This window comes from Streptomyces naganishii JCM 4654, from assembly GCF_014650575.1.
Taxonomy (GTDB): domain Bacteria; phylum Actinomycetota; class Actinomycetes; order Streptomycetales; family Streptomycetaceae; genus Streptomyces; species Streptomyces naganishii.
This window is the reverse complement of sequence record NZ_BMVF01000004.1, coordinates 115,618-128,393: the sequence shown is the minus strand read 5'-3', so window position 1 is coordinate 128,393 and position 12,776 is coordinate 115,618. Positions and strand designations below refer to the sequence as shown.

The following is a 12,776-nucleotide window of genomic DNA, read 5'->3' as shown; positions in this document are numbered from 1 at the left end:
CCGGCCTTCGACGGCCTGGTCACTTCACGCACCGTCAGAGCACCTTCGGGCGGGGGCAGTTGAACCGAGCCGGCTCCCGGCCGAGCAGACCCGTCGGGCGATCGGTACCGGAGGACAGGCCGGTCAGACGGCAGACTGCGGGCCGGTGCCCGGCCCGGCGGCGAGCAGCGCGGTGATCTCGTCGGCGAGACGCGGGGAGAGCTGTCCCCAGCCGTCCTTGTAGCCGTAGACGGCGGCCAGGGAGCGGGCTTCGTAGTCGCCGTTGAGGATCTCGATGTCGGTGGCCGTGATGAGCGAGGGGTGCGCGACGCCGACGGCCGCCGAGAGCTTCGTCAACTCCTTGCGCAGGGTGCGGAGGTAGACAGCGGCCCGCGTGGCCTTGGAGGCCGGGTCGAGGCCACGGGCGAGCCATGCGCTCTGGGTGGCGATGCCGGTGGGGCACTTGTCGGTGTGGCACTTCTGCGACTGGATGCAGCCGATCGACAGCATCGCCTCACGCGCTACGTTGATCATGTCGACGCCCAGGGCGAAGGCGACGGCGGCGTTCTCGGGCAGGCCGAGCTTGCCGGAGCCGATGAAGGTCAGGTCGTCGGTCAGCCCCCGCTCGGCGAAGGTGCCGTAGACCCGGGAGAAACCCATCCGGAACGGCAGCGACACCGAGTCCGCGAAGGTCAGCGGCGCGGCTCCGGTGCCGCCCTCGCCGCCGTCGATGGTCACGAAGTCGACGCCCCGGTCACCGCGCGCCATCAGCGTGGCCAGCTCCTGCCAGAAGCCCATCTCGCCCACCGCGCTCTTGATGCCGACCGGCAGACCGGTCTCGGCGGCGAGCAGTTCGACGAAGTCCAGCATCGAGTCGACGTCGCGGAAGGCCGTGTGGCGCGACGGGGAGGCGCAGTCCTTGCCCACCGGTATGCCACGGATGGCGGCGATCTCCTCGGTCACCTTCGCGCCCGGCAGCATCCCGCCCAGCCCGGGCTTGGCGCCCTGGGAGAGCTTGATCTCGATCGCCCTGACGGGGGCGCCGGCGACGACGTCCTTGAGCTTGTCGAGGTTGAAAGTGCCGTCTTCGTTGCGGCAGCCGAAGTACGCGGTGCCGATCTGCAGGGTGAGGTCGCCGCCGTTGCGGTGGTACGGCGACAGGCCGCCCTCGCCCGTGTTGTGCAGCGTGCCCGCCAGCGCCGCGCCCTTGTTGAGCGCGGTGATCGCCGCGCCGGAGAGCGACCCGAAACTCATCGCCGAGATGTTCACCACGCTAGCCGGCCTGAACGCCTTGGCCCGCCCGCGCGGCCCGCCCAGCACCTTGGCGGAGGGCAGGGAAGCCTGCGGGTCGTGCCCGCCCCGCGCCTCGGACAGCGCGTCGGCGAACGTGCGCTGCTTCAGGTACGCGTGCCCCTGCACATGCTCGACGTCCACGTCGGTGCCGAACCCGAAGTAGTTGTTCTCCTCCTTCGCCGACGCGTAGATCCACGTGCGCTGGTCCCGGCTGAAGGGGCGTTCCTCCTCGTTGGAGGTCACGATGTACTGGCGCAGCTCGGGCCCGATCGTCTCCAGCAGATACCGGGCGTGCCCGATGACCGGGAAGTTCCGGAGCAGCGCGTGCTTCTTCTGGACGAGATCGCGGGCGGCCACCAGCGCCAGTGCTGCGGCGGCGGCCGTGCCAATGCTCCGGGCGCGCATGAACGCTCCTCTACTGGGTGGGTCCGTCGAAGAACGCCAGATGATATTGCAGACGGGCGGCAGGGGACTGCGGCGGGGTCACCGCCACCTGCCGAACGAGGCGAAGCGGCCGGCGCAGTCGGGACTCAATACCCGCAGCCTGCGGCCGGGTGTTGTGCTCCTGCGCGGGCAAAACGCGGAGCCGGGTGGCGTGTTGGGGAGTGGTGTGCCGGTTCAGCGGGTCGGTGGTTGGATGTAGTCCTCCAGGCGCGCGACGGCGAATCCCTGTTCCCGGATCCGCTTGAGCAGATTGGCGAACATCTGCGTCATCGTTGTGCCCTTGAGTTCACTGGGCCCGCGGAAGTGGGCGAGGATGATGTCGCCGTTGCGCAGCTTCTTGTCCGGCGCCTGGTACTGCATGTTGCGGATCTGCATGGACTCCCGCCACCAGACGATCGCGCGTGGTCCGCACTCGCCCGCCGCGATCCTGGTGTTGTGGTTGTACGCGCCGTACGGCGGCCGGAACAGCAGTGGTGCGGTGCCGTACTTCTCGGTGAGGATCCGCTGGTCACCGCACACCTCCTCCCGCTGGCGGGCGAGGGGCAGGCTGCTCATCACGGGGTGGTGCAGCGTGTGGTTCTGGATGTGGTTGCCCAGGGCCTGCAGTGGCTTGAAGTACGCGTAGTCCGATTTGATCGCGTCGTTCATCAGGAACATCGTGACCGGGATCCGCAGGTCCCGCATCATGCGGACGAAGCGAGGGTCCTTCTCCTGCCCGTCGTCGATCGTGATGAAGACGACCTTCTGGGAGGTCGGAATACGGGTGAGGACCGGGACCGTTCCGGTGGCGGAGAGCTTCACCGGCTTGTCGGCGGGCGGTTGCGGGGTGGCCGGCAGAGGGGACAGGCCCCACTTGTGCCAGGCCGAGACTTCGGGCTGAGCCCTCGGCACCGTGCGGGTGCCGTTCGGTGAGGAGGCCGGAGAAGGGGCCGTTGCCTCACCGCTCCCGCCGGTGCCGCAGCTCGCGACGGTGAGCGCCATCGTGATCACCCCGCCCGCGACCCGGCACGCCTTCACCCGTCCGCTGCACCGCTCCACCGCGTCTCCCGCCTGCCTTGTGCCGGTGATCCACCAGGAAGATAGCCCGGTGATGCGACGAGAAGATCAATAGACAGGTATGAATAGCCTGTGGTGTCGGTGACATCACGTCGGCGACGAGCGGCAGGAGCGCCGTCCCCGCGGCCGGTCTGCGCACGAGCGCCCTGGTCGCGCGCCCCTGTCCACGCATGCCGTACGACGCGGCGGTCGGAGGCCCGGGCAGGCCACCCCGGCGCTTCCACGTCGCCGCCACCTCGTCCTCGGCGGTGCCCCTGGGACCCCCGGGCCATGGATTGCAGAGTTGCGCAATAATTGAGGCGTAAGGGGGGCTGCCCCGTCATCGGGAAGAAAGGGCGGTCGTGACGCCCGGGGACATGCGGCGAGAGCGTGAGGAGAACCTGCGGCTGGCTGCTGCCGTGGCCGAGGTCGAGGGGCTCTACTCGGCGTTGTTGCGGGCCGGCTCGTCCGACCGCCGCCGACTGCGGGCCGAACTGGCGCGCGCCGCCCGCCGTCTCGCGGCCACGGCGGCGATGCCGTCGCAGCCGCGCTCGGCCACCGTGCGTCGGACCCGGCGGGGCCGAAGGCGCGCCCTGGCCCAGCGCGGCGTCGCGTGGATAACCGCACGGTACGGAGGAAGCACGAGCTGAGCTTCGGCAGCCTGCGTGCGCTGCCGCCGGGCGAGCCGGCCCACGCCGGTCCTGGGGTCACTTCCTTCGCCGGCGGGCCTGCTTCACCTCGCGGTCGACGGCCCAGGCGTCGGCGACCTGCCCGAGGTGGCCGAGCTTGTCGGGATTGATCACTGAGCGGATGGTCCGGATCTGCCCCTCGAGCACATCCAGGGCCAGGATGTTGAGCACCTTGCCGTCCCGGTCGCGGAAGATCGCGCCGGGCTGCCCGTTGATCTCCCGCGGCTCGCACGTCACATCGACCCGGGCCAGACGGGCGAACACGGACGCGAGCAGCCGGGCCACGTTGTCGCCGCCGCTGACGGCCCTGGCGAGCTGCGGAGCCTTGCCGCCGCCGTCCCCGACCAACTGCACGTCAGCGGCCATCAGATTCCGCAGCCCGCTCACGTCGCCGTCCCTGAGCGCGTCGAAGAACCGCGCCGCCAGTTCCCGCTGCTCCTGACGGTCCGCTTCGAAGCGGGGCCGTCCGGCCCGCATGTGCCGCCGAGCCCGTACGAGCAACTGCCGGCAGGCCGCCTCCGACCGCCCGACCGCCGAGGCGACCTCGTCGAACCCGAAGCCGAACACCTCCCGCAGGACGAACACCGACCGCTCCAGCGGGCTGAGCCGCTCCAGGAGCAGCAGCGCGGCCATCGACACCGAGTCGGCCAGCTCCGCCGAACGCGCCGGATCCTGATACGGATCGCTGAGCAGCGGCTCGGGGAACCACGGGCCCACGTACTCCTCCCGTCTCACCCGCGCGGAGCGCAGTACGTCGATCGAGATCCGCGTCACCGTCGCCGACAGGAACGCCTTGGCCGAGGAGACCTGGGCCGCGGAGCCGTCGAAGCGCAGCCACGTCTCCTGCACCGCGTCCTCGGCCTCACCCACGCTGCCCAGAATCCGGTAGGCGATCGAGAACAGCAACGGCCGCAGCTCCTCGAACTCCTCGACCTTGTTCACGACGAAACCCCTCTCCCCGCAGGCATTCCACCCTGCCGCACTCGCCGGCGCGGTCATGTTCAGCCGAACTGTCCGGGCTCGTAGTCGCCGGCCGGCTGCCGGGTGAGGATGTTCAGCCGGTTCACCGCGTTCATGAAGGAGACCAGGATCACCAGGGCGGTGAGCTGCTCCTGGTCGTAGTGCTCGGAGGCGTGCGCCCACACCCGGTCGCTGACGCCCGTGGCCGCGTCCGCGACCCGGGTTCCCTCCTCCGCCAGTTCCAGCGCGGCACGCTCGGCCTCGGTGAAGACCGTGGCCTCCCGCCACGCCGCTACCAGGTTCAGCCGCACGGGGCTCTCGCCGACGGCGGCGGCCTCCTTGGTGTGGATGTCGACGCAGACGGCGCAGCCGTTGATCTGGCTCACGCGCAGCGCCACCAGCTCCTGCGTCGCGGCGGGCAGCGGCGAGTCCTTCAGCGCCCTGCCCGTCGACATGAGGTACTTCAGGATTTCGCCGGCCGTCCGGTCGGCGAAGTAGTCCAGTCGCGCGTCCATGGTGTGCTCCTCCGTGCTCGTCAGTGGCTGCACCCCCTGAGACGAGGTGGCCCGTCGCCCTGTGACACGGCCGAATGTGACCCGCGTCTCCCCGCCGCCGTCCTCCGGCTGGAGCGGGCCGGATCCGATGCCGGAACGGAGCCCGGGCGGACGGTCCGCCGACCGCCCGCCCGGGGGTTTTCGCGCGGTCCCGAAGCCCGACCGCGGGACCTGGTGCGCTACTTCAGGCCGCTGTCCAGCGCGGTCATCAGCTGGCCGCCGGGGGTGTCGCCGGACATCTCCCACACGAAGCCGCCCAGCAGGCCCTTGGACTTGATCCAGGCCGTCTTCTTCCCGATCGACCAGGCGTCGTCGAACGACCACCACTGGCCGTTCGGGCCGGTGTAGCCGAACGTCGACACCGACTGGTCGTCGTGGTGCACGGTCATGTTCGGGAAGCTGGTGATCAGGTTGGCGTAGCCGCGCACCCCGGCCTCGGTGTCGAACTGGCCGGGCGCCGCCCCGTTCGCGTCCTGCCACTCACCGCCGGCACCGCCGTCGGTGACCTGCTGCCACCCGCGCCCGTAGAAGGGGAAACCCACCACCAGCTTACGGGGGTTGACTCCCGCGCCGAGATACGCCTTGACCGCGTTCTCGATGCTGAAGTGGAACGGGTACGGGTCCTGCGCGTCGGTGTAGAGGTTGGACGCGTCGCCGGTGCGCTTGGGCTCCCAGGAGTTGTCGCTGCCCGAGCCGTGGAAGTCGTAACCCTGCACGTCGGCGTAGTCGAGGGAGTCGAAGATGCGGCTCAGGTCCCAGCCGGCGGAGTTCTTCGCCGGGTCGGCCGGGGTGAACGCGGTGAGCAGGCGGTGCGGGCCGCCGAGCGCGTCGAGCTGCTTGCGGAACTCGGCGAGCAGAGCCGTCAGGTTGTCCTTGTCCTGGGTGCCGTAGTGGTTGCCGGGATGGCCCTCCGAGCCCGGCCACTCCCAGTCGAGGTCGATGCCGTCGAAGATGCCGGCCGCGGTGCCCGGCCCGCCCGCGCCGTTGTAGACGGGCAGGTTGCCCTTGATCCACACGTCGATGCAGGACTTGACGAACTTCTCCCGGGCGGCCTGCGTGGCGGCGGCGTCGGAGAAGAACTTCGAGTAGGTCCAGCCCCCGATCGACGCGAGGACCTTGAGTTTGGGGTACTTGGCCTTGAGCTTCTTCAACTGGTTGAAGTTGCCGCGCAGTTTGCCCCAGCCGTCGTCGGCGACGCCGTCGACCGACTGGTCGGCGGACATGGGCCGCGCGTAGTCGGCGTCCGCGTCGCCCGCGTCAGTGCCCTGGTCGGGATCCTCCGGGTCGGTGGAAGTGCCCTTGGTGACACCCGCCTTGCAGGTGAGGTCCTTCGAATCCAGGTTCTCGAAGGCGTAGTTGACGACGTCCAGCTTGGCCGCGGCGCCGGAGGTGTCCAGGTTCTTCACGAAGTACTGGCGCCCGTAGATGCCCCACTGCACGAAGTACCCCACCTTCAGCTGCTTGCCCGCGCCGGCCACGTCGTCCGTGGTGACGCTCACGGCGTTGGAGGCGGCCGAGGGATTGTCGGCGGTGTCGCGGGCCTTGACGGTGAAGGTGTAGGCCGTGGCCGGGGAGAGCCCGTCCACGGTGGCCGTCGTGGTGTCCGCGCCGACCGACTTCGCCATCGTGCCGTCGCGGTAGACGTCGTACGCGGCCACGCCGACGTTGTCGGTCGACTTGTCCCAGGCCAGGCTGACGCTGGAGGAGGTCTTGCCGGTGGAGCGCAGGTTGCCCGGCGCGGTCGGCGGGGTCGGGTCGGTCGACGGGTCCACCGTCTTGACGGTCAGCGGGGCACTGGCCGGTCCGGTGTTCCCGCGCGTGTCCTTGGCCCGCACGGTGAAGGTGTAACTCGTCGCCGGGGTAAGGCCGGTGACCGTCGCGGAGGTGCCGCTCGTGGTGGCGACGGTGGAGTCGCCGCTGAGCACGTCGTAGGAGGCCACCGCGTGGTCGCCCGGCTGAGCGGCTGCCCAGGCCAGCGCCACCGAGTGCGCGGTGACCGCGGTCGCCTTCGGGGCGCCGGGGGCGGCCGGCGGGACGTCGGGGGTGCCGTCGCACTTGTCGCCGTTGACCGTGCAGCCGGTCGGGGTTGCGGCCGTCCCGGTCGCCGTGAACCAGTAGCTGTACGGCTCGGTGCTGCCGCCGGCCGGGACGTTCGCGTTGTAGAAGGCGTTCTTGACGGTCATGTGGCGCCCGGAGACGGTGACGTCGCCGTTGTAGTTCCCGCTGACGGAGACCCCGGCGGGCAGGTCGAACTCCAGGGTCCAGCCGTTGACCGCGGCCGAGCCGCTGTTGTGGATGACGTATGTGCCCTTCCACCAGGAGCCGTTGTCCTGGGTGGTGAACGTCGCCGTGAGGGTTCCGGCCGCGTGGGCGGGGGAGGCGAGGGTGATGAGCGCCGCGAGTGGCAGGAGCAGCGCGGCGCCCAGCGCGCCGGTCCGCCGCCGCATGTCTGGTCTGCGCCTGTGGAACATGGCTCTCCCTGTGGTGGTGGGGTGGTACAGGGGTGAGGTGATCCGTGCGTGTGCGCATGCGGGCACCGGACGATGGCGGCGGGTAAGGAGCGGGGAGGGCCGGGTCACGGCGGGCACCGCCATCGGTCGGGCGCCCACAACGTAGAAGGTCTGGACCAATGCGTCAATGGGTCCGGCCGCCTGGCGTCGCCGTCCGACGCCCCGGCCCGTCGCCCGTGGCTGGTGTGGCATGAACGGCGACAGGCGTCCCGCTCGGCCGCCGGTCCTCATGCGCCGCGCCTGTGGGCAGATGGATCCGGCCCGGGCGCGCGGTGGCGCGCACCCGGGCCGGTCCGGCCGGTGTTCCATGGGGCAGGGCCGCGCCGTGGTGCCGGCCGGTCAAGGGGTCGGAGGCGGTGCCGCGGGCCCGGTCCGCTCGGGACCACCCGCCGAGCCGCGCCTGCGACTTCGGGGGCCGCGGCAGGCAGCCGTCGGGTGCGGTCCGCGTGGTCTCGCGGGGCGCCGGCACCGCGTGCGAGGCGACGCGGGGTTCGGACGCGGAGCGTCCCCTGGGCGGCCGGGAACAGCCCGTCGGATCGAAACCGTTGCACCTTCCGAGGGGCTGCCCTGCGTACTGTGTCACCCGGTGGGGCGGGTGAGCGCCGGCCCTGACATCGCGGTTTTCGACCGAGCACTTCTGACCGGAGGACTTTTTCATGGCTGACCGGCCCCTGACATTGATGGCGGTGCACGCCCATCCGGACGACGAGGCCACGGGAACCGGGGGTGTCCTCGCGCGCTATGCGGAGGAGGGCATTCGCACGGTGCTCGTCACGTGTACGGACGGCGGCTGCGGCGACGGGCCGGGGGGTGTCAAGCCGGGCGAGCCCGGGCACGATCCGCAGGCCGTCGCCGCGATGCGGCGTCGAGAACTCGAAGCGAGCTGCGCAGTCCTCAAGGTCAGCCACCTGGAGATGCTGGAGTACGCCGACTCCGGAATGATGGGCTGGGCCACCAACGAGGCCCCCGGGGCCTTCTGGCAGACGCCCGTGGAGGAGGGCGCGGTTCGTCTCGCCGAACTCCTGCGGCGCTACCGGCCCGACGTGGTCGTGACGTACGACGAGAACGGGTTCTACGGCCACCCCGACCACATCCAGGCGCACCGCGTCACGATGGCGGCGCTGGCGATGACCGCGATGACTCCCAAGGTGTACTGGACGACCGCGCCGCGCTCCATGATGCGGCGGTTCGGGGAAATCCTGCGCGAGTTGGGCGCGGAGTGGGAGGAGCCGGATCAGGAGGAGGCGGCCGCCGTACCGCCCGAGATCGGTCTCCCGGACGAGGAGATCACCACCTGGGTGGACACCACCGACTTCGGCGGACAGAAGTTCGACGCGCTGGCCGCGCACGCGAGCCAGGGGGAGAACATCTTCTTCCTGAGGATGGGCAAGGAGAAGTTCACCGAGCTGATGGGTGTGGAGACCTTCGTCCGGGTCCAGGACGCAACCGGCGCTGCCGTGCCCGAGAACGACCTCTTCGCCGGGCTGCGCTGACCCCCGTGGCCGGCCTCGCCGCCGCCCGCGACACCGCCCGCGCCATCCTCCGCGACGTCGTCCGACGGCACGGAGGAACGCAGCACCGGCTTCCTACCAGGTCACCGGTAGCTCGAGCGGGAAGCGTCTGATGGTCTTCGTGTCCCAGCGGACCTCTTCGGGTGGTACGGCGAGCCGCAGTCCGGGGAATCGCGCCAGGAGCCGTCCGACGGCCACTTCGAGTTCGGCCATGGCCAGTGGCATGGCGATGCACCGGTGTCCTCCCCAGCCGAACGTCATGTGCGGGCTGCTGGGGCGGTTCAGGTCGATGGTGTGGGGATCGGGGTAGCGTTCGGCGTCACGGTTGGCGGTGAGGTAGGAGACGTGGACGTACTCGCCGGCCCGGATCCGGACTCCGTCCAGTTCCAGGTCCTCGAGCGCGACCCGGGGGATGCCCACGCCCTTGCGGAACGGGATGTGGCGCAGCAGCTCGTGCAGGACGTCGGTGAGCGTTTCGGGCCGCTGCCTGACGTGGCGCATCAGTTCGGGACGTGTCAGGAGCAGGTACGTGATGTTGCTGATCTGGCAGGTCGCCGTGTCCTGGCCGCTGAGCGCCAGCATCAGGGCCATGACCGCGAGTTCCCTGTCGTCGAGCTGTTCCTCGCCGTCCCGCGCCGCCGCCATCGCGCTGATGAGGTCGGGGCCGGGGGTGTCCCGGCGTTGTTCGACGAGTTTCGCGAAGTACGCGGTCAGGTCGGCCTTGGCGGTGGCGGCGGTTTCCTTGTTGTCCGCGCCGACGACGAGGAGTTGGTGCACGGACTCCTGGATGCGCGGCCATTCCTGGCGTTCGATGCCGAGGAGGTCCAGGACCGTGTGCTGGGGCAGCGTGTCGGAGAGGTGGGAGACCAGATCCGCCGGTGGGCCGTGTTCCTCCATCTCGTCCAGCAGGAGGTCCGCGAGCCGCGTGATGCGGTGTCGCATGCCTTCGACGTTCTGCTGGGTGAAGGCCTGGGAGGCGAGATGGCGGACGCGGCTGCTGTGCGGCGGATCCATCACGTTGATCGACTCGGGCGAGACGATGGGCTCCGGCGTCATCCGGGGGTAGTCGTGGCCGATGATGCCGGCCCGGCTGAGCCGGTGGTCGGTGGTCACCTGTTTGACGGCGTCGAACCCGGTGACCAGCCACGCGTCGGCGTCGCCGTAGGGGAGCCGGATCCGGGTGGGGGAGTCGCGGCGCATCAGGTGCTCGAGCGCCGGGTCGAACTCCAGGGCTTCGCTGAAGTCGAACGGGCAGGCGACGGTCTCGTTGTCCGCGGTCATCAGCCGGCTCCTCCGGGCATGGGTACGACGTTGGTGGTGTCCACGGCGTGGCGCAGGCTCCGGGCGAGGGACACGGCGTCGCCGACGGCCCAGTAGTGGACGAAGAACAGGCGGGGCTGGTCGGTCAGGTTGTGGTGGTGCACTTCGACGAGTTCGATGCCGCCCTGCCGCAGGGCGAGAAGCACGGGCTGGACCTCGTCGGCGGTCATCACCAGGTCACCGCTGAGCGCGGCCCTGCGGCCGCCCAGCGGCTGGAAGTTGACGGAAGTGGTCGAGCCCAGGCCCGGAGGCAGGATCACGTGGCCGTCGGCGATGGTCTCCCGGCGGACGAAGGTGATCTTGTAGACATCGTCGTCCGGATAGCCCTTGACCCCCAGCGCGGCATCGATGGCGGCGGTGTCCAGGTCGACGGGTGGCGGTGCCGTGGCGGGCACGGCGGGCGGGGTGCCGGTGCGGTCGAACGCGGCGCGCAGACCGCGGGCGACGGCGACCGGGTCGTGGCCGTGGGCGTGCACATGAATCCACCACACCTCCGGCGAGTGCGCCAGCAGGTGCTTGTGGAGGGCGGTCAGCATGATTCCGTGCCGCTGCAGGACGTCCACGAAGTGCTGCAGCTCCCGCTCGGTGACAACGACGTCGCCCATCAGGAGGGTGCTCTTGTCGGCGTAGCGCACGAAGGAGACGTGCGTGCCCAGGGCGAGCGCGGGACTGATCCGGACGCCGTGGGAGAAGACGGTGAGGTCCCGGCGCGGGAACGGTGTGTGGTACATGTACCGCTTCATGTCACCGGGCCGGCCGAGAGCCCGGCGCACGTCCGCCCAGTCCGCCGGCTTGGTCAGCACCGGCTGGACCAGCGTGCCCTCGCGTGTCCCGACGGGCCGGGCGTCGGCGTTGGCCCGGCCCGCCGTGACCACGGGTGCCGTGGCCGCGGCGGCCAGCACCCACCGCCGGGATGTGGTGAATCGGGAACGGGTGTCCTGCTGTCGCTCGTCAGCCATGTCGTTTGCCTCCTGGCGCGATGGAAGCACGACGGTTCGCACAGATCGGTGACCCGCACCGCACGTGCGGCCAGGTGGAGCAACAGGCCGGGGGCCCGGTCGTCCGTCAGGGGAGTCTCACCCTGCCGGGGTTCAGCAGGCGCCGAGGTCCTGCCAGACGCCCCACTCGCCGGTGGTTCCGGGCTCCTCGCCCTGCGTCCACCACTTGGCCTTCCAGTTGTGGCCCTTCCACGAGACCGTGTTGCCGCCGGTGTAGACCTGCGAGGAGTTCCACGCGGCGATCGTGCAGGTCGAGCCGCCACCTGTCCCGCCGCTCGTCGTGCCACCCGTGGTGGTGCCCCCGCTCGTCGTGCCACCCGTGGTGGTGCCCCCGCTCGTCGTGCCACCCGTGGTGGTGCCCCCGCTCGTCGTGCCCCCGGTCGTCGTGCCACCTGATGTGGTGCCGCCGGACGTCGAACCCCCGGACGTCGTGCCGCCCGATGTGGTGCCGCCCGACGTCCCCGAGCCCCCCGCGTACGCCGTGAACGCGTCGGTGAAGGCCAGGCTGCTCTGGCTGATCTCGCTGCACGTCGGCAGCGAGTTGGCGCTTCCGCTGCACGGCTGGTCGCGGTTGACCGACCAGAACGCCAGCCGCCCGACGCCGTGTTGCGCGGCGAAGCTCTCCACGGTCGCCGCGTCCGCGAGAGTGAACGTCGAACCGTCGTCGTTCTTGCCGATCATCGGGGTGATCCCGAGGTTCGCGTACGTGTAGCCCGGGTCGACGGACTGCATCTGGGCCAGCGTCGCCTGCGCCGCGGCGATCGACCCCTGACCCATCTCGGTCCCGGTGCCCGAGTAGTAGTCCATGGTCATGATGTTGACCACGTCGATCTTGATGCCGGCGTTCTTCGCGGCCTTGAGGATGTTGACGCCGTCGCCGGTCAGCCCGCTCGCCAGGACCGGCAGGGTCATGGAGAACTCGAGGTTCGGGTTGGTCGCCTTGAGGTCCTTCATCGCCTGCATCTGGCGTGCCGCGGCGGCGGTGTCCGCCACCGCCGCGCCCTCGACGTCGAAGTCCAGCCGCGTGACGCCGTAGTCGTTGATCAGGGCCTGGTACCCGGCGTCGATCGAGCTCTGGGTCGTGCACGTCCAGGCCAGCGGCATGCCGCTCGCGCCGCCCGAGGAGATGATCAGTGACGCGCCCTCGGACTTCGCCTTGGCGATCAGCGGGTCGGTGTAGGAGTCGTTGCCGATCGGGAGGGTGTCGCCCCAGATCTGGTTGCAGCCCGAGCCGAGCACGAAGGCCGCCGTGTACGCCTTGAGGTTGTGGCCGGTGATGGCCGTGTCGAGCATGCCTTCCTGGCTGTTCGACATGTCGACGTAGGGGGCGACGGAGTAGACGTCGGCCGACGCGGCCGCTCCGCTGGGGGCCAGGGCGAGGACCGTACCGGCGGTCACGAGGGTGAGTGCGGAGGCGGAAGCCGCCCATTTGGCAAAGTGCATGACAGTCCCTCGGCATGGGGGTGGGGGAGTGGGGGAGATG

The 12,776-nt window shown here is 70.3% G+C and carries 10 protein-coding genes; 2 read left to right on the top strand and 8 right to left on the bottom strand.

What is annotated here, in order from left to right; all coding sequences use genetic code 11:
- Window positions 1-123: 123 nt before the first annotated feature.
- Window positions 124-1,677: an FMN-binding glutamate synthase family protein gene (locus IE217_RS08530; RefSeq protein WP_190177136.1), complete on the bottom strand. Its 1,554-nt coding sequence runs from the start codon at window positions 1,675-1,677 to the stop codon at window positions 124-126.
- Between the two features lie 213 nt (window positions 1,678-1,890).
- Window positions 1,891-2,697, bottom strand: coding sequence for a polysaccharide deacetylase family protein (locus IE217_RS08525; RefSeq protein WP_190177135.1), 807 nt, complete (start codon window positions 2,695-2,697; stop codon window positions 1,891-1,893).
- Window positions 2,698-3,128: 431 nt separating this feature from the next.
- On the opposite strand from IE217_RS08525, the gene IE217_RS08520 reads away from it, so the two are divergent.
- The gene (locus IE217_RS08520) at window positions 3,129-3,401 is read left to right on the top strand and encodes a hypothetical protein (RefSeq protein ID WP_229865124.1); all 273 of its coding nucleotides are present in this window, start codon (window positions 3,129-3,131) and stop codon (window positions 3,399-3,401) included.
- Between the two features lie 57 nt (window positions 3,402-3,458).
- Here the strand turns inward: IE217_RS08520 and IE217_RS08515 are convergent, their stop codons facing one another.
- The 3 genes from IE217_RS08515 to IE217_RS08505 all read right to left on the bottom strand — a co-directional run bounded on the left by IE217_RS08515 (window position 3,459) and on the right by IE217_RS08505 (window position 7,425).
- Window positions 3,459-4,382 (bottom strand): RNA polymerase sigma-70 factor, encoded by a 924-nt coding sequence (locus IE217_RS08515; protein ID WP_190177133.1) that lies wholly within the window; start codon window positions 4,380-4,382, stop codon window positions 3,459-3,461.
- A 59-nt stretch (window positions 4,383-4,441) separates the two neighbouring features.
- Window positions 4,442-4,915, bottom strand: a complete 474-nt coding sequence (locus IE217_RS08510) for a carboxymuconolactone decarboxylase family protein (RefSeq protein ID WP_190177132.1) — start codon at window positions 4,913-4,915, stop codon at window positions 4,442-4,444.
- Between the two features lie 218 nt (window positions 4,916-5,133).
- On the bottom strand, window positions 5,134-7,425 hold the full coding sequence (locus IE217_RS08505) for a glycosyl hydrolase family 18 protein (protein WP_190177131.1): 2,292 nt from the start codon (window positions 7,423-7,425) through the stop codon (window positions 5,134-5,136).
- Window positions 7,426-8,120: 695 nt separating this feature from the next.
- Between IE217_RS08505 and IE217_RS08500 the strand changes: the two genes are divergently transcribed.
- Window positions 8,121-8,957, top strand: coding sequence for a PIG-L family deacetylase (locus IE217_RS08500; RefSeq protein WP_190177130.1), 837 nt, complete (start codon window positions 8,121-8,123; stop codon window positions 8,955-8,957).
- Window positions 8,958-9,050: 93 nt separating this feature from the next.
- On the opposite strand, the gene IE217_RS08495 is transcribed toward IE217_RS08500, so the two are convergent.
- The 3 genes from IE217_RS08495 to IE217_RS08485 all read right to left on the bottom strand — a co-directional run bounded on the left by IE217_RS08495 (window position 9,051) and on the right by IE217_RS08485 (window position 12,736).
- A complete protein-coding gene (locus IE217_RS08495) occupies window positions 9,051-10,256 on the bottom strand; it encodes a cytochrome P450 (RefSeq protein ID WP_190177129.1) in 1,206 nt (401 codons plus the stop codon).
- Complete coding sequence (locus tag IE217_RS08490; RefSeq protein ID WP_190177128.1) at window positions 10,256-11,254, bottom strand: DUF1259 domain-containing protein; 999 nt, start codon at window positions 11,252-11,254, stop codon at window positions 10,256-10,258. The genes IE217_RS08495 and IE217_RS08490 overlap by 1 nt, the downstream gene beginning before the upstream one ends.
- A 132-nt stretch (window positions 11,255-11,386) precedes the next feature.
- A complete protein-coding gene (locus IE217_RS08485) occupies window positions 11,387-12,736 on the bottom strand; it encodes a chitinase (RefSeq protein ID WP_190177127.1) in 1,350 nt (449 codons plus the stop codon).
- Between the last annotated feature and the right edge of the window lie 40 nt (window positions 12,737-12,776).